We start from the raw sequence: 21,274 nt of genomic DNA, 5'->3' as shown, positions 1-21,274 counted from the left end.
TATACTAAAGGAGGTATAAATTGTTTATATATTACAGGAATACAATCAAAGAATTATTAAAAGAATATAAAACAGAATTATTGAAAAAATATTTTAAGAGAGTAACTCCTATTTTAATCTTATTATATATATGCTTATTTTTCTTTATGCCATTGTCGTTTTTTTCTATATTTATTTTGATAATCCAAGTCCCTTTGGTATTAATAATGCTACTAATTTTATCTATTATTAAAGTTTTAGTTATAAGAGACTATAAAAACATAAAAGAAGAAAATTTTAATTCTATTCTCATATTAAAAGAAGCCTTAGAAATAAATTCTTCAATATTTAAAATGGGTAAAACATATAATGTATATTTAACTGAACTTAGAAAATTAGACAAATTATCAAAATTTTTAACTAAAAAGAATTGTATAATCACATTTATTCTAAAAGAATTTGGATTAATATATTTAGAAAAAGACATCTTAAATATTTTTTTTAATTTAAATACTTATATTTCAAATAATAGAAAAATAATATTATATCTTATGTCATCAAGCAATAGACTTTTATACAAAGATAAAAATACAATAGAAGTATTAAAATTAGCATATAGTATGAATTTTGAAGATTGCATGAATGAAAAAATTATTTCTTCTCTATTTGAAGAATGGTTGTTACTTGCATCTATATGCTTATCAGAAAATGATTACACATTAAGTAATGAACTAATAGAAGCTTTCTATAATATTAACCAATTATCTTCACAAAGAAGGACTAAACCTCTCATTTTCTCTAAAGAGAGCTCTTTCTTACAATTAACAGATAGCATTAAGAAAGATTTAAAAGAATATCCTAACTTATACTCAGTATAACTTTATAAATAAATAGCCCATGTTTAAACATGGGCTACATTTTTATATAATCAGAGTTTTCTTTTAATATAGATTCAAGCTCTTCTCCAGAAATTGTTTCTTTTTCAAAAAGTGTATCTGCTATTTTTTCTAATAAGTACTTGTTATTAGACAACAATGTTGTTGTTTCTTCTTTTATTCTTAATGCTTCTTTTTTAACAGCTTCCAATACTATATCACTTTTAATTTTTAAACAATTTAGATTTATCATGCCATAAGTATCACTCATTCCAAATTCTGCAATCATCCCATAAATCCTTTGGGTTGCATTTTTTATATCAGATGTACATCCTGTTGTTACACATTCTTCATCATTAAATAACAAAATTTCTGCTATTCTACCAGCATAATCAACTTTTATCATTTCAACAATTTCTTTTTTAGAATGTAGATTTATTTTTTTAGGAGTTATGAATGTAGCTCCTCCAGCTCCAGAAGTAGATGGTATAATAGTCACTTTATTTACTTCTAATCCCATTAATTTAGCAACTAATGCATGGCCAGCTTCATGGTGTGATATTAATTTAAGTTCATCTAAATTGTTAGACCTGTTCTTTTTTTCATGTCCTTTTAAAAGCATCTTGTATAACGCTTTATCTAAACACTCTTTATCAATCTTATCTTTTTTTAATTGTATAGAAATTAAAATAGATTCATTTATTAGAGAACTAATATCTGCTGGACTAAATCCGATTGTCTCATTAGCTATACTTTTTAAGTCTAAATCATTTGAATACTTTCTATCTTTTTTATTTAAATACATTTTAATTATATTTAAACGGTCTTCAGACGTTTCAGGAAGAGGTATACTTATATGCTTATCAAATCGTCCTGGTCTTATAAGAGCTCCATCTAAATCTTCTATCCTATTAGTTGCACATAATATAAAAACTCCCTCAGAGCCATCAAACCCATCTATTTCAGCTAACAAAGCATTTATGGTTTGTCTTTGTTCACTGTTTTCTCCTGAGCATCCTCTTTTTCCACCTATTGAATCAATCTCATCAATAAATAGTATAGCTGGAGCCTTTTTCTTAGCTTCTTCAAATAATTCTCTAACTCTTTTTGCTCCTAACCCAACATATAATTCTATAAAGTCAGAACCATTTATAGAAAAAAAGGGTACTCCTGCTTCTCCAGCCACAGCCTTAGCAATTAAAGTCTTCCCTGTGCCTGGAGTACCATAAAGTATAGCCCCTTTTGGTAAAATAGCTCCTTTAGAAGTAAATTCTTTAGGCTTTTTCATAAAATCTACCAATAACTTTAAATCTTCTTTTGCCCCATCAAGTCCAGCTACATCCTTAAACTTAACTTCAGGTGTTTCAGCAATAGTATCAAATTTATTTTTTAATAATGAACTACTTTTAAACATTAATACTAAAAATAAAATTAAAACTATTGTTGATAATTTAAGCTTAATTACTTTTCTCTCTTTAACATATATATTCTTTTCTAACATCTCTTTTTTAAAGTTATTATATTTAGGATTTAAAGTTATGTAAGAATTATCTTTTTTATCTTTAACTCTAACATATTTCCCATCAATTATATCTAAAGAAATCTCTTTTACTTCTTTTTTCTCTACCATCTGTTCAAACTTTTTATATGATATTTCCTTTATATCTAAAAGTGACTTTATATTATCTTTTTGAATAAAGAATACTATCACAGCAATAATTAGTCCTACTAAAAAAGCAATCAATAATCTTACCTTTTTATTCTTTTTCATACGATCCTACTTTCTTCTTAGATAATTTCTAATACTAAGCTATATACTCTTTTTTACTGGAGTTATCTCTTTGTAAGAAACTATTCTATCCTCTTGTAATATTTTCTCTGACTTCTTATTACATATTAATATTTCAATTAATACTCCTTCTTCTTCTATTTTTTTTACAATAGCTTTAACACTATTATCTTTAATGTAATTATAGTCAACTACATCACCAACTTTGTAGATTTCTTTCAAACATTATCACCTCTTTATAATATTTATATATCTATATTATAATATAATTCCAATAAAATTTGTACATTTTTATTGTTTATATAAAATTTATTTATTATTTTTCTGTATTAGAATTTATAGAATACTCAATTCCTTTTAAATCAAATTCTTTATCTTCTATTTTTTTAACTGAAAATATAAAATTATTTATCTTCAAAGAATCTTTATTATATAAATATGTGTTTAAATCTTCTACAGAAGATAATTCTGATAAATTCATATTGACTTGTACATTTAAAGCACTTTTATCTTTATTGCTTAAATCTTTATTCATCAAAATTTGAATATAGTCAATAAACAACTGGTGGTTATTAATATTAAATGTATCTTCACCTCTATTTAATATTTTAAAAGTAATTGAATCAGATATATTATTTTCATTATTTATATCTATTTTTTGAGTATGCTCTATACTATAAGTATTTTCGATATCTTGCTTATTATCTTCGATACAAATATTGTGCTCTTTATTATAGGTTAGTGACAATTTATTTATATTCCCAGTTCCATCTACTGCTAAATATAAAGCTTCCTTATCATTATTTTTATAATATTTACTAACCAATTGTCTTAATTTAATCATCTGTTTATTAAAAACAACTGATGAACTATCACTCTTATCTTTCTTTCTTTCTTCATTTAATTTTACTTCATATTCATCTTTAACCTTTTTGATTTCACTGTTTAATACTTTTTGAAATTGTTTAGATAAATTATCTTCTACTACCTTTACACTTTTATTAGACTTATTACCTGTATAATCCTTTACTATACATCCTACAGCCACACCAATAATAATACTTAATATAAAAAATATAATTACTCTCTTTCTCATATATTTATTCTCCTTATTGTGATTTTATATAGTATATAAAATTTATAATATAAAATATTCTTTATTTGCATATATATAATAGATATTTTATTTAAAAGCTTTTTTTTAATAAATTAAAATGAATGGAGAGGATAAAATTGGAATACAAAATGAGTAAAAAAGAGATATTAAAAAAGGTAAATAGATTAATTAACAAGGGGGAGCTTGATAAGTTATATGAATGTAATGAATTTATCAATATTTATGATTATAAAAAAGAGATAACATTAAATTTTTTAGAACACTTTTCTGAAGAAAAGCTGAGAAATAATATATATATAAGTAAATATATCCCTATTAAATATAGTATAAACAAAAATAATTTAATAAATAAGATTTTGAAAGATATAGATATTAACACCTTTATTACTTTTAACGGATTATGGATAATTGAAAATGAAAAAGATTTAGAGGAGCTATATGACTTTACTGGAGATCAGTATTCCCTTGAAGTCATAGATTTAGAAAAACACCTTGGAATAACATGGGTAGAGAATGGATTATGCATCATAAATTTCAAATTAATTAGAAGTATTGTACTAAAAGAAGGCAATATAAATCTAAAAGAAGAAATAAATGATTGCTTATGGACAACCATTATACATGAACTAAGGCACACTTTATTTATAAACTTTCTTCTACCTAAGAGATTGTATAAAGCTGAAGATAATTCTGAAAATAGCGTTGAAGATTATTGTTTATCTCATTATTATAAATATTTTAAAACAGATACTAATAGTTATTTATTATCTTAATTTAAAAAACGTTCTGATTATTTTCAGAACGTTTTTTTATTAAAAAGTAAATAATTATCTTAATAAGCTTTTTATCCCAAGATCTTTGTCATCCCAATCATAATATACTTCCCCATTGGGTTTAATTATTAAGTCATAGTATATTATAGTATTTCCTACCTCAAAAGAAGAAGATTCAAGCCCTTTATGGTATCGTACTTTAAGCCCATCTGTTAGTCTAATAAATTCAAAATCTTGACAAATATCACTTCCTCCAGAATAAATCATTTTATAACAACTATTGTTAAATAAATCAAGACCTATCCCATCCAAGATTTTTAAATTAGAATCTGCCATATATCTATAATCAGCTCTAAAATTTATAAGGACATTTTTAAAACGACTAAATCTTTCTATAATATTTGTTATGTTTGTACTATTAGTTAAAACACTATTTATTCTTATATCTTTCTTTATATCATTTAGATAATAATCTTCTGCTAAATCATCTAAAATTACTCCATCATGCCTACTTAAACTTATTCCTTTAATTCTATTTTCTGTATTAATATAGTTAATGGTATCTAATATTTTATGTTTTGGTAGAGTGGTGTTTATATAAACAATTTTATCTTTATCTATTAAATTAATTAAATCTTTTAATATCTCTAAATCTGCAAAAGGTTCTCCTCCTGTAAAAACAAAGCTTTTAAATCCTTTTTTATTTAACATGCTTATAGACTTTTTAATATTTTCAATGTTTGGTAAACCTTTTTTGTATTCTTTTTTTGATGTACAAAACTCACAATTATTTATACAATCAAAAGGTGCAAATACTGTTACAGAAACGTCCTCCCTTCCTTTTCTAAAGCTTATATTCAGTTTATCCATGAAGATATCCAAATCACACCCAGCGGAAGAAGGATGCCCTCCTCCATTAAAGTTTAGTTTAGCTATTTCACTTAAATCAATATTTTTATTCGTTCTTAAGCTAACATTATTATTTAATTTATTCAATATAGCTATAAAATCTAACTTGTCAAATTTAGTATATAAGAAATGACCTAAAAGACTTATTTCTCTCCTATCATCAACACTTACTATCCCAACATTAAACTCTTGTTGTTTTTCATCTTTTAACAAATTCATTTTTCGTTGTACTAACTTCGCTCCAATTTCATCAAAATAATCTATTCTACTTTTTGTTTTTAAATCTATCTTAATATTTTCTTCTTCACTAAACAATTCCTTATTATTAGTTATCTTTTCGATAATTGATTTTATAAAATCAATAGATCCCATTTCTTCAAACAAATCATTTAGTCTTACAGCTTCAAGATTGTTAGTTTTTGTCCATGAAAAAGTATCCCACTCCTGAACTAATTCAACAAAATATCTTAGTTCTTTAAAATATAAATCTGAAGGTCCAAATACATCTTCAAAAAGAAGCTTTGTGCCACAAGTGGGTTTTCCTTTTCTATCAAATAGTATTACTTTTGCCCAAAAATACTTATTTAAATCTAAAGCCGTCTTATGATGATCTATAAGTTTAAACTTTGCTCCTTCTTTTACAACTTCATCTATCTTTTTAGCAACTTCATTTGATACACTTATATCAACTATATAAGTCATATCAAAATTTAAATATTCTTTTTTATTAATAAAATCTAATACAAGCTTATCTACATTACTATAATCACATCCAACTGATTTTAAAACATTAATATTATTTAACTCTAAAACAATCTCTGAACTTTCCCCATCCATATCAATATGTTTAAATAAACATACTTTAGCTATACTTTCCATAAAAGAAATCCTCCCATTAAAATAAAGTTATATTTTCTAATCTATCTTATACTTTATGTATATAAAAATATAACTTTATCATTTTAAATTTTGACTCTTTTTAGATTTAACAACTTTGAAATACTCCACCCTACTTACGTTGAAGATGAAGTATTTCGCCTATAATTGAATAAATCATAATGTTAACTTGTTATTATATATAACTTCAAATTTTTATTAACTCACTTCATTCTTTTTCTTATTCATTTAATAATATTATGGTATCATCATCTTGTACATAGCTAACTATTCCTTGTGATTCAGTCCATTTGTCAACCACCTCTTGTAAAGATTTTAAGCTATCCTTATCTACATGATTAATAGCATCCTCATAATGATTATCCTCCAACTCATCTTTTACTATTTCATACATATTTAATTTAAACTTTATTGGTATACAACCATAAACATAATTAGGCAAGTCCATTTCTTCATTTTCATAATATTCTTTTAAAATATCTATTTCCTCAAAATATCGTTCAGTTTTAATATCATACAGAAAATCATGTTCATAATTTTCTATATTTATTTTCTTTGCTTTTTCAAACTTACTTTTTTCCGAATGTTCATCATATATAGTTCTAATTATTTCCTTCATAATATCCTCCTTATATAACATATCCAAACTACTATTAAGTTTAATTTAAATAACAAATTCTATATTTTATTTGCATTGTTTTGTTCATTTTTCACTTAGATAATATATTATTATATTTTTTCATATTTTCTAATAATATATCTTTTTCTTTCAATGCTACTTCTCTTTTGGGGTCATTAACTATAGAATAAACTGTCTTCAATAAATTAATTAAGGCCAATTTCATTTCATCTCTCATATCTCTAATCGCTTTTTCATCTTCAATATATTCTTTTATGTTATTATATTCATGTGCCAATGACTCAAAAGCAATTGCATATTTTACAACTATTTCATGATGAGGGCTTTCACTATCAGATAAAATATTTTCTGTAAGCCTAAACTCTTTGTTATATTGGCTCTTAATATCATATTCTTTATTAAACATAACTCTAATGACATCTAATAAATATCGAGAATGTTCTTTCTCAAAGTCCCCGCTTATTAGAGAGAATATTTCCATCACCCCAAACAAAAAAACTATGAACCCCAAAATAGGTATAAGTAATACTATGAGACCTGATACAGAAGACAAAAAATTTATAGGATTATCTCTTTGTTCTATAAAATTTAAGGACTTATTTTTATACTTAATTTTTTTAAGAACAAAAGCTATCAAGAATAGTAACCCCCCTGTAACTGCTTGGATCTTACATATAGCAATAATTAAATCTATTAATATACTCATTATATATTTTTCCTTTCTAAATTTTATTTAGTCAATATATTCCTATATCTTTTAATGTTTTCTAATAACATCTCCTTTTCTTTTAATCTTTTCTCTTTCTCAGAATCATTAACTATAGAGTCAATAAGCTTTAAAAAATCAATCAGAGATAATTTTATTTCATCTCTTATATCAATAATTTCTTCTTCATCTTCAATATATTCTTTCATATTATTATATTCATGTGCCAATGACTCAAAAGCAATTGCATATTTTACAACTATTTCATGATGAGGACTTTCACTATCAGATAAAATATTTTCTGTAAGCCTAAACTCTTTGTTATATTGGCTCTTAATATCATATTCTTTATCAAACATAACTCTGATGACATCTAATAAATATTGAGAATGTTCTTTCTCAATATTTCCTCTTATTAGATTATAGAATATTTCCTTCATCCCAGATATAAAAACTATTAATCCAAAAATAGGTATAAGTAATACTATGAGACCTGCTACAGAAGACAAAAATTTTATAGGATTGTCACTTTGTTCTATAAAATTCAAGGACTTATTTTTATACTTATTTTTTTTTATAAAAAAACTTATTAAGAATAAAAAGACTCCTGAGACTGCTTGAATCATATACATTTCAATTATTTCATCTATTAATATACTCATTATATATTTTCCCTTTCTAAACTTTATTTAGCCAATATAATCCTATCTCTTTCTTAGAATCATTGACTATAAAGTCAATAAACTTTAAAAAATCAATCAGAGATAATTTTATTTCATCTCTTATATCAATAATTTCTTGTTCATCTTCAATATAGCTCTTTATACTATTGAATTCATTTATGAGTGAGCCAAATATAATCATATTTTCTGCAACTATTTTAAAATAAGGACTTTTGTCATTAGACAAAATTACCTCAATAATATTAAATTCATTTTCATATTTTTCATTTTCTACTATAGCTTTTAGACTATATAATAAGTAGTTATAATACTTCCATAAAAAAGGCAAAAGGGAACACGCTACTTTAGTGATGTGAGGAATTTGCCCTCTTTGTGTTAAGCAAGAGTCTTCAACTCATATCTATAACCATCGCCCTTTTGTATTAGTTTTAAATATTTATGGTTTACATCTATCTGTTTGCCATGTTTCTTTGAATAGATTGCAAAGGTACCTGTGCTTCTACAACTTACATTTGATACATATTGACCTATATATTTTCCTTTTGGTATATTAGCTTTTACCATATCTCCTGATTGATAGCCAAAGAACTGTTTTTGTCTTGGTAAATATGCTCTTGGAAAACCATATTTATTTAATAATGTTCTGCTTCTTGTACCTCTTCCTATTGATTTTATATATAACTCCTTCAACCCTTTGTGTATTTTGATTTTAGGCGTTTCCTTAACACACAAAGCATCATAGTAATGAGTTTTAGGCAAGTTAGCTTTTACTCTATTATGCTTAGTTACTCCTCCAGTAGAGACTACTACATCAGAAGTTAATTTACATAACTTCATAGGTAACACAGTTAGAAACTGCTCTCCTCGATAATATTATTAAGGCTTGATAGCATATTACACTGTTTGTACCCACAAACTGTTTAATAATATGCAACAGAAGCTACAAACTGGAGAAGCATTTGTAGGTGTTATGACCTTAATAATGTAGTTTAAAACTTAATCTGGTCAATATGACTTGTAGATAACTTCAAGCCTACCTCTTTAGAGGTGGGTTATTGACTCAAAGTTTTCTTGATAAATCTTATAGACATCTGATTGAATAAACATTATAAGTAAGCCAAATATAGGTATAAAAATAAATAAATAATCTTCTAATGTAAAAAATTCACTTTGATTTACAAAACCTAATTCTTCCTGATTTTGTTTTAGAATGTTTAATGAATTATTTTTATCCCTGGTTTTTTCTTGTATAAAAACTCTTTGTAAAAATAAGAAAACTAAACTTAATTGAATTACATATATTCCAATTAATAAATTCAATATACCTGCTCCTTTTTTATATTTATAACTTAATTATATCATATTTATTGATTATATAAAACGTAAAGAGCATATTCTATTAAAAATATGCTCTTTAAAATAATTATTTTAAATTTATATCAAATATTTCTTTTAACAGGAACATCATTTTTGTTCTATCTTTAAGAGACATTTTTTCATAAGCTATTTTAATAGCCTTCATGTCTTCTTCAAGCTCAAGTGATTTAATCTCGCTTCTTCCAAGAATAAAATCTAAAGAAACTCCATAGAAATTTGCCCATTTATATAATATTGGCAGTTCGGGTTTTCTTTTATTATTTTCATACTGCGATATCGTCGATTTATTAAAACGTGTATTATTTAATTTATTAAATCTTTCTACAAGCTCTTCCTGTGTTAAACCCATTTCCTTTCTTAGCCCTTTAAATCTCTCCCCAAATAAATCCATTTTTCCCTCCTTATGCTACTAACATTCTCTCCTTCAATTTTGTATTTCTCTTAATTGCAATATCTCTTTTTATTCCCTGTTGTATTGTTTTTATGCTTCCTATCATTGCTAAAAAATCTCTTGCTCTTGTCATCCCTGTATAAATTAGATTATTGTATAACATATAAATATGCTGTGGTACAATTGGAAGTAATATTGCTCTCCATGCACTACCTTGGCTTTTGTGTATTGTAATTGCATAAGATAGTTCTAATTCATCTACACCATCATCGTAAAATGCAAAAAATTCATCATATTTTACGATTACTCTTAAACCACCTTTTTCTAAAGGGACAATATCATAAACTACTCCACATTCTCCATTTGTAACATCTGTATTGTTAATTTTCTTAAAAGAACCATCTTTTAATTCATATAGAGCCATATTATAATTATTTTTAACATGTATTACTTTATCATTCTTTGCAATAAAAAGACTTACTTCTTCAGATGCCCCAACTTCTGCAATTTGAGCTTCAAACTTTGTTTTTAAAATCTTTTTTTCAGAATTAGCATATGGGTTAAACTCTTTTTGTATTATATAATTAAACACATTAGTCCCCAATGAACCTGTCCTTTGAGGTAGAAGAACTTGTATTTCTTCAAGCCCATATTTATCTATGAGTCTTCTTATGCTACTAATTACAGCTAATCTTACTTTTCTTACTGAATCTCTTTCTAAAACATAAAAATCTTTATCATCTTCATTTGGACAAACCATTTTTGATTCAACAACTCCATTTGCATTTTTAGCTATTCCAGATAATAAGTCTTGTCTCTTTAAAACATCTAAAGTTATTACTTTTACAATCTGGCTCTCTATAATATCTTTTAGTACTGTACCAGGTCCAACTGAAGGTAATTGGTGTACATCCCCCATAATAATTAACTTAGAAGTAGTTTTTATGGCTTTTATAAAATTCCATCCTAATTCAACATCTATCATAGTCCCTTCATCACAAACAATTATGTCTTTATTAAATTGATTAAACTCATTCATGGTAAAGCCCGTATAAGGCACGTATCCAAGAGATCTATGAATTGTTGAACAATCCATGTAAGTAGCGTTTCTAACCACTTTAGAAGCCTTTCCTGTTGGTGCAACAGCTTCTATTTTTAATTTTCTTTTACTTAGTCGCTTTGCTACTTCTAAGATTAAATTAAGAGTAAATGTCTTTCCTGTCCCAGCAGGTCCATTTAATACAAATAGCCCATTATCATATAAATTAAATTCTATACACGCCTCTCTTTGTTTAGTTTCTAATATATATCCTTTTTCAGAACATACTTCATCAAGAACTTTCTCTACTTCAATTTTTTTATATACTTGGTTATAATTAGTAAACAACTTTAACCTTTCAGCAAGCAATTTTTCAGATAAGTATAGATACTTTAAATAAATGCAATCATCCTCATTTATTATTTCATTTTCATTTATTAATTCTTCAATTGCTTCTAAAATCAGCTTTTCCTTGATGCTAAATAAGATATAGTTGTTTTTTGTCTTCTTATTTTTCTCATATAAACAAATTTTTTCAGCCAATAGATCTTTGTCTAATTTATATGTTTTGTCGAACTTAACAATCTCATCAGAAGAACTTTTACTACAAGAACACATTTCTTTATAACTTAAAGAAAGATTTAGCAAGTTAATTGCATCTTCAATTATTAATTCAAGAGGAAGATAACAGTGTCCACTAAGTAAAGCTTCTTGTAGTAAAAATTTTACTCCAGCTTTTAATCTATTAATATTATCTAATTCTACTCCTAAATCTAATGCAATTTTATCGCATTTTAAAAAGCCATACCCTCTTATTTCTTTTATTAGCATATATGGATTCTCTTCTATTAACTTAAGTATTTCATCTTTATATTTTTCATGTAACTTTCTTGCATTTTTATAATTTATTCCATAGTTTAATAATTCAATAAATATATATTGATTATCTTCAATTTCTTTTAATTCTTTTTGCCATTTTAAAACTGACTTCTTTCCAATCCCTCTAACTTTATTAACTACTTCTAATGGATTATTAAGCAATACTTGTATGGATTCATCTCCAAATATATTATATATATTTTCTGCTCTACTTTTTAACCCATATAATGTTTTAAGATAGGCTATTATCCCTTTCTTTGTATTTGGCTTGCATACTCTAAATTCATTTACTTTTATCTGTTTCTCTCTTTTATATAGAACTATTGTACCTTTTAACTCATAAGTCTGTCCTTCTACTAATTTTTTATTAAAGGTACCTTTTATTGTTACCTTAACATCGTCATTCGTTTCAAAATTGTAAATCCCAAAGGAAGTATCTTCAATAAAAAAAATATTATTTCCACAGATACCAGTTACCTTAATAGAATCCCCATTTTTATATTTTTCTAAATCCATAGTTTATCGTCCCCTTTTTTATATTTTATATATAAATACTTTTTCTAATAATATATATTAGATTTTAGGAGCAATTCTTATAATACTTAAATGGATTGTTTTTACATAAAAATAAAAGAAGGGGAAATTCCCCTTCTTTTATAAATAATCTATCATCGTTTTTAATAAATTTATATATTTTATGAACTTTCATTGTTCTTTTTAACTGGCATTAAATTTAATTTGTAAATTGTTAATAGTTATAATTTAATAAATAGTTACTTGTAATGTGTAAAATGTAATTTATGTTTTTTATTTGGTTAGAGTCTTTATATACTCTGAATTCAAAAGCAGTAAATTACACAAATAATAAAAACAAGATAGATTATTTTTATATATAAAACATCAATAATTAATTATTAATGTGATATAGCTATTAAATTTCTAAATAGGTATCACTATTCATCTTACTTATTAAAGACTCAAGTGTATTAATTTTTTTTCTTAATTCATTTTTCTTCTCTATCATAACATCTCTATCAAAATTTAAAGTCTTTATTTCCATATAAAAAGAAGATGCATATTGAGTATCTACTTTTCTATGTTTTTTCTCTTTATCCAATGAAGATAATTTATCAAGAACATTTAAATAGTTTCTATATTCTCTTATTTTTGTTAAGGCACTTGATATAGTATCTTCATCACTTATTTTTGTTTTATTATTAGTATTTTGCAGTAAATTTCTATATTTAATAATATTCTCTGTCATTTTATCAAAGTTACTCAGCTCTTCATCGAATGAATATTTTGGAGTCATTTGAGTTAACTCATTTCTCCCTTGAACAAATGTAGAATGTTCAATTACAATACTATTATCTAAAAGTTCTCTTCGCTTATTATATAAATCATTTTCTTTATCGCTTATAAGTAATCTTAATTCATTTAAATTTAATTTCATTAAATTTACCTCCTATTGATGGCAAGCAAGGGATTTGAACCCTTATATATACAACTCCCCTGGTTAAAAGCTTTTAGTAGTAAAATTTCCAAGGGACTCGAACCCTTAAGTATTCCAAAAGGAAAGTTATAAATAGACACCTTCAACCTGCCATATAAAATTTTATATATTATTAAAGCTTTCATTACATTTTTCACATATATCTCCATATATACCTTTGTTTACTTTATCTCCATATATAACATTACTACAAATTGTACATCTGTGTACTATTGGAAGCTCTACATTTATCGCTTCTTTAAGAATGATCTCACTTAATATAGACTCTGCTACACTTAGAGAGCTTGTTTTTATTGGAAAATATTCTTCAGTATTCTGACTCTTTATATCATCAACACTGGTTAGATATATGGAATCATTAATTTCAAGCAAAACTTTTTTATCTTCCTCATTTTTATTATATGAGCTAAGTCTTTTCATCAAAAACCTAACGACTATAGTAAGTATTCTATCCAAAAATAAGTCACCCTTTCATACACTAATTTTTATATTTGGTTATTCTGTTAATCCAGACATGGTATCGAGCTTCTACCATAGCAAGTTTTTTTACAAGTTTTCTCTTGGAGCTCCTACAGTAAAAAATATTTTTTGTTAATATTCTTTTTGCACGATTAAGGATTTATTCCTTTTCCAAATATATTTGGATTTAATGTACTTTAAAGATGTAATTCATTTCTACTCGGATTTTTGTGAGAAATATTTGTAGTTTTTATTTACATTATTAAATTTACATAGGTAGAAGAAGCTATCTTCTTCATTGCAGGAGAGGGATTCGAACCCTCAACTTTTTGGTAATGAGCCAAATTTGCTACCATTTGCATTATCCTGCTATAATGCTATTGTGCCTTGGCCAAAGGGCTTATCCAATAGCAATACTCCCACTATATAGTTAAACTAATAGCAAGATTTATCTTATACCGTTATCGCACTCGTCAATAACATATTTGTTTCATATAATTATATGAGAATGTCCTACTTATTTGAGCTATGATTAAGCTTAGTAGGTTCCTTATTAAATAGCAAAAACAACAAACAATCTATCTCAAGCAAATCTCAATAAATCGCCAAAACTCCAAACGAATATTTTAATCTACTTTTGTTTTAAGCTCCAAGGGGAGTTTTTATCCTATAGGGCATTTTTTAGTTGTTATTCTCTTCCTTTTACATCCAGAGAAGTCAAGATGTGTCTTAAAAACCCATTTAAAAAGTATGACTTTTCTACTTTTTTTTACTTAGTGTTTTAATACTAAAATAGGAAAATATAAAATCAATTCGGTAGAAGTTTGTGTTTCAATAATTCCTTTAAAACTTTGGTGGAATCACCTCTTTCTTCCTAATTAAATTTAATAGCCCCCACCAGCTAAAATATACTCCCAGTATCCTCATATGAATTTATGCTTAAGATACTTCTCTTCCTTCTATAACAGTAAGAGAGAATTCGTTCCTTTATCTTATATAAATAGAATCTCTACTCTCCAACTTATCAATTTTTTATTTTTCTGTTTTTGTAGACATCTTTTTTAGGTTTACTTTTTTCATTTTTTTTACTAATTTCATATAATTCATTTATTATATCTTTTTTTAACATATCTCTAATTTTCATTTGATGCCTCCTTTTTTAGTCGGAATAATAGGATTCGAACCTATGACCTGAGCATCCCAAATGCCCCGCCTTCCCACTTGGCTATATCCCGAAAATATGACTGAGATTTACTCTATATTTAATAGTAATAAACCTCAGTTTTAAAATTTTAAAAATGGTTGCAATTATATTTTTTAAAAGGGGGAATACATTATCAACAAATTTATAGCAAAACTGTTTTTATTGTATAAGCAACCATTCATAAATTTTGAGGGATATTCTATCCCCACTAATTTTATCATTTCAGATGAGGTGCTTCACCTTTGTTTGATAAAAATTACTTAATAATGGTTCCAAAGCTCAGATTTGAACTGACTATTAATAGTTCTCTCCTATTTGAGAAGCTTTGGCATTTTTCCTTTTTCTGTAATTTTATATTCTAAATATATCATTTTTTTATTTTTGTGTCAACTTTTTTAGCAAAAAAATTTTTTATAAAAAACGTAATCGTTCAATTTTTGTTATTTATATTAAATAAAATCATATAATAATAAATATTAATAATAAAGGAGTTGTAAATTCTATGAAAAATATAAACAAGTCAATACCTTTAGATAAAGGTATTGATATATCCAATGATATTATAAATAAATTTAAACATATTCTGGATCTTTTTAATAATAGTAAGGAAAATAAATATAAATTATTAACTGAAGATTTATTTTTAGACATTGAAGACTTATCTTATTTTTTTAATACTTTTGAAAACATCTTTAATGCTGAAGAGTTAAATACTTTCCAGGAATTTTATTTAAAAAGTATAATTGATACAATTAATAATAAAATTAACCAGGATAATATCTACTTCAGTATAAATACAAATCAGAAAATTTATTTTTTAGATGTTATCTTTACAGAAAATAATAAAGAATACAATTTATTGACTTTGGACCCTTATTTAAAAACAATTAAAGAAAAAGAATATGAGTATATATTAAACATGAATAACTGTATTTCTGAAAAAAAAATAGAACTTAATAAATTAAAAGAGTATGAACTTTATCTATACTCTATTTCCCAATCCCCTCAACTATTATCTAATGATAATATTTTAAAAATGGTTGATATTAGATTAAGAACAAAAAAGTATCTAAATGAAATACATAAAGAAATGGTTTCAAATTCTAATAATATAAATAGATTAGCTGAAGAAATCATTACATATAAAGTATTATTAGAAGAAGAATATAAAAACATAGCAAATGTCGATGTTTTAAAAACTATTTTTTTAGATAAGCTAATGACTTTCTTTAATTTTAAAAAATTAGTTTAACCTACTATATATTGATTAATTTATAAATGCGAAACTATATATAGTGTTTTTAATTGACTTTTGATATTTATTACTTTATTATATAAATTAAATATATATTTACATTTTTTATATAAAATGCAATCATTACATTTCATATATTCATATATATATATATAAATAAGATTAATTAGCTATATTTATAGTTAATTTAGGAGGACTGAAAATGAGTAAAAAACAAGTAAATGAAAAGTTTACTTTTAAAGATATAATCGTAACAGCAATATTAAGTGTAATAGCTTTTTTATTAATTTCTTCTGTTATTCGTTTAACTACAGTAATGGGACATTCAATGGACCAAACTTTATATGACAGAGAAAAACTAATAATAAGTAAAATAGCTTATAATAAAGAAGACCCAAAATATAAAGATGTGGTTGTAATTAAAAGAAGTGATCTAAACGTCAAATATATAATAAAAAGAGTTATCGCTGTTGAAGGGGATACTTTAAAAATAGTAAATAATAAATTATATATAAATGATAAATTAATTGAAGAAAATTATATAAATGAAAAAATGCAAACAAGCGACTTAGAGATAAAAATACCTAAAGATAAAATCTTTGTTATGGGAGATAATAGAAATAATAGCATAGACAGCAGAAGCTCCATAGTTGGTCTAATTGATCAAAAAGATATTGAAGGAAAAGTTATTTTTAATCTAAGTCAATTTAAAAAATTTAAATCTTAAGGGGAAAGAGGTATTTATTAAATACCTCTTTCTTTTTGTTTATATAGCCTTAAATTTGTTATAAGATTTTTTTTTGGAAATAGAATAACTTATAGAATATTACTAAAGAAAGGTGTTTAATACTATGTTATTTATATTTCTAATTTGTTTTATATATATATTAATAAGTTCAGTGAATATAATATTTACTGATAAAATAATATTATATTTGTTAAAAAATACTACTACCAAAGACAATATCTTTTTTAAATCCCAGTTATATAAAATACTATTATTTATAGTTAATTTGGCTCCTTTGATATTAGTTATACTAAGATCTTCTCATATACAGATTAAGTATTTGTTAATAGTATTCTATACTATATGGATTGCACTATCATGTTGTCTTTATTTTAATGCTAAATTTGTATTGCATATTTTAGATCTAAAATATGATATTGATAAGATCCCTCCTTATTATAGTAAGGATTTTTTATTTGCTATAATAAATATAAGTAATAATAAGCTTATCTTAAAGTATAGATTCTTTAAGAGGAGACTTGAGATTGATTTGAAATAAATCAAATAAAAAGAAAACCTTAAGGTTTTCTTTTTTGTTTAACAGGATAATCCATTCTTAAAGGCAACCTGGACAGATTCTAATATGTTTGAAATCTCCCCTATTGTATCTTCTAAAATTTTATTATTTTCAAATCCTGCTAATTTTATATTGAAAGATAGAAAAATCCCATAGGACTCTTCTTCTTTTTGAAAAAATACATCTGAGTTTATAACATCAAAAAATTCTCCTTCTTTTATAAAAGGTGCTATTATTTTAGGCATTCTTAATACTGCAAATTTATGCATAAATCCTTGTTGCTTTGTAATTTCTCTAAAACTTTCTTCTGAATCAATATCAAAATAATTTTTGATAAAAGAAATAGGAATTATAAAAGCTTTACTCAAAGAGATTATCTCTTTTTCAATATCTTCAGATACTTTTATGTCCAAGCTCTCAAAATCTAAAAATTCACTTATTTTTTGGATTATAGCTTCATATTCTTCCAATAATTCTTCTTGTGTTTTTATACAATTACTATTAAAAATGATTGTATTCCTAAAATCATTAAAATTTATATTTTTGTTTTTTAATAATTCAAATACATCTTCGTCTATAATTTGTTTTTCTAACATATCTTTAGCAAAAAATATTAAACTATTAGTTATTATCTCTGGGTAATCCTTTAACAGTTCTCTTTTGCAGTCTAAAAGAGAATCTCCTAATTTATTAAATTTATTCATTTTATTACAATTTCACCTCTTTATATTTAATTTTTTTTATTATATACATTTAAATGCTATTTATAACTAAAACTTTATATAAAAATGAGTTACCTAAATTTAGGTAACTCATTAGTCTATTTTATTAATATATTTTTTTTAACAACAATTCAGAGTCTAATTTTATGGCATAATCAGATTTGTCGCATTGAATTTCACATGTATACTCAAATAAGTTTACATGTCCTCCAGCTATTCTACCCATATTATCTTATTATTTGATTAATACTATAGCCATCTCTGCTTTGTTATTAATACAAATCTTTATCCATTAATAGTATTTTAACACTTCTTTACTAATATTTCAACATTAATATTGTTTATAAAAAATAAAACAAATAATTTTCAGAATATTCATAACTACTCAGAACAATAACCTATATTAATATACTAAAAAATAGTTTTTGTCAAGTTTATTTTTTTAAAAACACTAAAAATACTAAAAAACTAATTTTCCTATCCTACAATAGAAATTATCAACTATATTTTATTTATAAGAATTAATGATTATTCCCAATTAAAAAGTATATTTTCTCCCATTGATAAATTATAACTTATATCTTCGAATATTTTTTTTATATTGTTAAGGCCATTTCCATTTTTAATAAATTTACAATGTTCCTTATAATCATTTTCAAACTCTCTTTTTATATTAAGAAATTTAGAAGCACTTATTTCTATATATTCATTTTTATTATGTGAATTAAAGAAATCTATAAAATTTTGGAGAAAGTCAAATTCACTTTGAGATAATTCATTTGATCTTAAAAACACATCCTGCTCTAATTTTTCTATGATAGCGTTTACATTATAATAAAACATAAGAAATAACCCCCCTCATTTTTAACAAAAAAAGATATATAGGGCCCTTTATAAATTCTAATATCTTCATTGTTGTACATAAATTTTTTACTTATTCTTATGGATTATAATATCATTGTTTGTTGAATTTTAAAATAAGGAATCGAAAAAACCCATATTTTACAAAATTTAATTCTTTATGATATTATAATATATTATAAAGAAAAAGGAGTAGCTGGGATTATTACTAAAACTTTTAATCTCTGGCATTAATAAAAGACATGTTTAATATAAAAGTAATAATAGACAATAAAAACAAAATACACTATATTAATTCAAAGCAAATTAAAGATAAAAAAATAGATTATCCTGGAGAGGATTTAATAGAGTTCTTACTAATGGATTTAGCTGAATATAAAAATCAACTAAACCAATACTTTATAAATAATAAAATAATTATTGAAGATATAGAAAATAATTATGATAATCTCCACAATATTATATACCATATAGCAGAACTTATAAAAAATAAACATGATATTGCTTATTCTTATTTAGTTAGCAAAATAGAATTTGTATTTCTAAGTGAGAAGAATATTTTAAACCAACTACATCTTGCTTTTAGAGCTTTAGAAGAAATAATTAGATTGCAAGAGATTTTTAAAGAAGGTGCTGAGATTTGTCTTAACACAGAATCTTTAACGAAATTAACACAAAGTGAACGATTTATTCTATTTTTAGATAAACACCCTCAATATGAAAATTTTTCTTTTAAAACACCTCATTCTTTAACTCTTGTGAAAAATTGTGAATCAGATTTATATAAGATAAATGACATAAATTATAACAATACCAATTATAAAACAAAACATCCTCCTCTTACATATAAACAATTTGAAGAAGTAAATCCAATAAAGTATTTAATTTTAGAAGAGTTAGAAGAATTTTTATTCTATGAGTTTGCAGAGATGTGCAAATTAGAATTGAAAATAAAAAAATGTCAGCTATGTGGTGAATTTTTTATACTTAAAAGTAAACATAATGCTTATTACTGTAATAGAATTTATGAAAATAATCTTACTTGTAACCAAATCGGCATTAAAAAAACATATAAACTAAAAATATCCAACAATCCTACTTTAAAAGAGTATGAACGGATATATAATGCAAAATATGCAAAAATGAAAAGAGATGAATTAAAAGAAAATTACATAGGAGAATCAAAGGAAGAATTTATGAAATGGTCTAAAGTTGCACAAAAACTAAGAAAACAATACATTAACAATGAAATAACAAAAGAAGATTTTTTGCTTAAACTATCTTTATAATAAATATTTTTATTTTATACAATAGTTTTTAATATTAGATATATTTAAATACTCTAATCAATCTTACAAAAAAGTAAAAAGCCAGTCTCGCACAAAGACTGGCTTTTTAGTTGAATTTAAATTTATATTTAAATCCAAAAAATAAACTATGGCTTATAAAGAACTTCACTCCAGATTAAAATAGATTGTAGTTCTTCTTGCTTTTATTATATCACAAACCATTATAAAATAGAATATCTCATGAACCAAAAAGTTCATGAGATATTGCTTCCTATTTAATATAAATTTTAAAATAGTTTATACTTTATTAGCTTAATATACATTTTAAGTAAATTTTTTTTCGTAAATTTAACTTCTTTTCGTCTTATTGAATAGAAAGACAATGGATTTTCATTCATAGCTTCTAAGCATATTTTTTCTGTTTGGTTATCTACATCCTTAAGTGCTAATCCATCTTTTTTTACTGCTATTAAACACATTTCCTCTGTTTGATTTTCTATATATTGCAAGACCATTGGTGATTTTCTTATAGCCTTTATACATATTTCATCGAGCTGTTCGTTTGAAAATTTACCTCTTAATTCATCCCATTTTACATGTTTTAAATACAAAC

General features: G+C 24.5%; 22 protein-coding genes and 2 tRNA genes. 5 read left to right on the top strand and 19 right to left on the bottom strand.

From position 1 onward, the window contains the following. The first annotated feature begins 20 nt into the window (after window positions 1-20). Complete coding sequence (locus tag IC214_RS00120) at window positions 21-857, top strand: hypothetical protein (RefSeq protein ID WP_227825202.1); 837 nt, start codon at window positions 21-23, stop codon at window positions 855-857. Between the two features lie 34 nt (window positions 858-891). Here IC214_RS00120 and IC214_RS00115 read toward each other — a convergent pair whose 3' ends face one another. The 3 genes from IC214_RS00115 to IC214_RS00105 all read right to left on the bottom strand — a co-directional run bounded on the left by IC214_RS00115 (window position 892) and on the right by IC214_RS00105 (window position 3,739). Continuing rightward, window positions 892-2,625 (bottom strand): ATP-dependent metallopeptidase FtsH/Yme1/Tma family protein, encoded by a 1,734-nt coding sequence (locus IC214_RS00115; RefSeq protein ID WP_227825201.1) that lies wholly within the window; start codon window positions 2,623-2,625, stop codon window positions 892-894. A gap of 39 nt (window positions 2,626-2,664) precedes the next feature. Beyond that, a complete protein-coding gene (locus tag IC214_RS00110) occupies window positions 2,665-2,865 on the bottom strand; it encodes a hypothetical protein (protein ID WP_227825200.1) in 201 nt (66 codons plus the stop codon). A gap of 94 nt (window positions 2,866-2,959) precedes the next feature. Next, complete coding sequence (locus IC214_RS00105) at window positions 2,960-3,739, bottom strand: hypothetical protein (RefSeq protein ID WP_227825199.1); 780 nt, start codon at window positions 3,737-3,739, stop codon at window positions 2,960-2,962. Window positions 3,740-3,876: 137 nt separating this feature from the next. On the opposite strand from IC214_RS00105, the gene IC214_RS00100 reads away from it, so the two are divergent. Next, window positions 3,877-4,533 (top strand): hypothetical protein, encoded by a 657-nt coding sequence (locus IC214_RS00100; RefSeq protein WP_227825198.1) that lies wholly within the window; start codon window positions 3,877-3,879, stop codon window positions 4,531-4,533. A gap of 54 nt (window positions 4,534-4,587) precedes the next feature. Here IC214_RS00100 and IC214_RS00095 read toward each other — a convergent pair whose 3' ends face one another. From IC214_RS00095 to IC214_RS00035, 13 genes are all read right to left on the bottom strand, one after another. Continuing rightward, a complete protein-coding gene (locus IC214_RS00095; protein ID WP_227825197.1) occupies window positions 4,588-6,321 on the bottom strand; it encodes a radical SAM protein in 1,734 nt (577 codons plus the stop codon). 238 nt (window positions 6,322-6,559) lie between these two features. Beyond that, complete coding sequence (locus IC214_RS00090; protein ID WP_227825196.1) at window positions 6,560-6,958, bottom strand: hypothetical protein; 399 nt, start codon at window positions 6,956-6,958, stop codon at window positions 6,560-6,562. A 91-nt stretch (window positions 6,959-7,049) separates the two neighbouring features. Then, entirely contained in the window at window positions 7,050-7,685 is a 636-nt protein-coding gene (locus IC214_RS00085) for a hypothetical protein (RefSeq protein WP_227845347.1), read from the bottom strand. A 23-nt stretch (window positions 7,686-7,708) separates the two neighbouring features. Next, a complete protein-coding gene (locus IC214_RS00080) occupies window positions 7,709-8,347 on the bottom strand; it encodes a hypothetical protein (protein WP_227845348.1) in 639 nt (212 codons plus the stop codon). 16 nt (window positions 8,348-8,363) lie between these two features. Continuing rightward, on the bottom strand, window positions 8,364-8,696 hold the full coding sequence (locus IC214_RS00075; protein WP_227825194.1) for a hypothetical protein: 333 nt from the start codon (window positions 8,694-8,696) through the stop codon (window positions 8,364-8,366). A gap of 47 nt (window positions 8,697-8,743) precedes the next feature. Next, on the bottom strand, window positions 8,744-9,205 hold the full coding sequence (locus tag IC214_RS00070) for a hypothetical protein (protein WP_227845349.1): 462 nt from the start codon (window positions 9,203-9,205) through the stop codon (window positions 8,744-8,746). 204 nt (window positions 9,206-9,409) lie between these two features. Then, a complete protein-coding gene (locus IC214_RS00065; protein WP_227825192.1) occupies window positions 9,410-9,688 on the bottom strand; it encodes a hypothetical protein in 279 nt (92 codons plus the stop codon). Between the two features lie 103 nt (window positions 9,689-9,791). Further along, the gene (locus IC214_RS00060) at window positions 9,792-10,136 is read right to left on the bottom strand and encodes a helix-turn-helix domain-containing protein (protein ID WP_227825191.1); all 345 of its coding nucleotides are present in this window, start codon (window positions 10,134-10,136) and stop codon (window positions 9,792-9,794) included. Between the two features lie 10 nt (window positions 10,137-10,146). Beyond that, on the bottom strand, window positions 10,147-12,570 hold the full coding sequence (locus tag IC214_RS00055) for a helix-hairpin-helix domain-containing protein (RefSeq protein WP_227825190.1): 2,424 nt from the start codon (window positions 12,568-12,570) through the stop codon (window positions 10,147-10,149). A 415-nt stretch (window positions 12,571-12,985) separates the two neighbouring features. Next, window positions 12,986-13,507: a hypothetical protein gene (locus IC214_RS00050; RefSeq protein ID WP_227825189.1), complete on the bottom strand. Its 522-nt coding sequence runs from the start codon at window positions 13,505-13,507 to the stop codon at window positions 12,986-12,988. A gap of 162 nt (window positions 13,508-13,669) precedes the next feature. Then, window positions 13,670-14,023: a hypothetical protein gene (locus IC214_RS00045; protein ID WP_227825188.1), complete on the bottom strand. Its 354-nt coding sequence runs from the start codon at window positions 14,021-14,023 to the stop codon at window positions 13,670-13,672. A gap of 301 nt (window positions 14,024-14,324) precedes the next feature. Next, window positions 14,325-14,397, bottom strand: a tRNA-Met gene (locus IC214_RS00040). 792 nt (window positions 14,398-15,189) lie between these two features. Further along, window positions 15,190-15,261: transfer RNA gene (locus tag IC214_RS00035), tRNA-Pro, on the bottom strand. Window positions 15,262-15,732: 471 nt separating this feature from the next. On the opposite strand from IC214_RS00035, the gene IC214_RS00030 reads away from it, so the two are divergent. Then, window positions 15,733-16,482 carry a hypothetical protein gene (locus IC214_RS00030; RefSeq protein WP_227825187.1) on the top strand — a complete coding sequence of 250 codons (750 nt, stop codon included), beginning with the start codon at window positions 15,733-15,735 and terminating at the stop codon, window positions 16,480-16,482. A 205-nt stretch (window positions 16,483-16,687) separates the two neighbouring features. Beyond that, window positions 16,688-17,212: a signal peptidase I gene (gene lepB, locus IC214_RS00025; RefSeq protein ID WP_227825186.1), complete on the top strand. Its 525-nt coding sequence runs from the start codon at window positions 16,688-16,690 to the stop codon at window positions 17,210-17,212. Window positions 17,213-17,809: 597 nt separating this feature from the next. Here lepB and IC214_RS00020 read toward each other — a convergent pair. Together IC214_RS00020 and IC214_RS00015 are read right to left on the bottom strand one after the other, a co-directional pair. Continuing rightward, window positions 17,810-18,493 (bottom strand): hypothetical protein, encoded by a 684-nt coding sequence (locus tag IC214_RS00020; protein ID WP_227825185.1) that lies wholly within the window; start codon window positions 18,491-18,493, stop codon window positions 17,810-17,812. A gap of 546 nt (window positions 18,494-19,039) precedes the next feature. Next, on the bottom strand, window positions 19,040-19,354 hold the full coding sequence (locus tag IC214_RS00015) for a hypothetical protein (RefSeq protein ID WP_227825184.1): 315 nt from the start codon (window positions 19,352-19,354) through the stop codon (window positions 19,040-19,042). A 260-nt stretch (window positions 19,355-19,614) separates the two neighbouring features. Between IC214_RS00015 and IC214_RS00010 the strand changes: the two genes are divergently transcribed. After that, window positions 19,615-20,661: a DUF6076 domain-containing protein gene (locus tag IC214_RS00010; protein WP_227825183.1), complete on the top strand. Its 1,047-nt coding sequence runs from the start codon at window positions 19,615-19,617 to the stop codon at window positions 20,659-20,661. Window positions 20,662-20,948: 287 nt separating this feature from the next. Here the strand turns inward: IC214_RS00010 and IC214_RS00005 are convergent. Continuing rightward, a partial coding sequence (locus IC214_RS00005) for a DUF4116 domain-containing protein (protein ID WP_227845350.1) occupies window positions 20,949-21,274 on the bottom strand: 326 nt, incomplete at its 5' end.

Origin of the sequence: Clostridioides sp. ES-S-0190-01, from assembly GCF_020658275.1 — a bacterium.
Taxonomy (GTDB): domain Bacteria; phylum Bacillota; class Clostridia; order Peptostreptococcales; family Peptostreptococcaceae; genus Clostridioides.
Note: the sequence above shows the minus strand (reverse complement) of the source record. Positions and strands in the feature narration are given on the sequence as shown.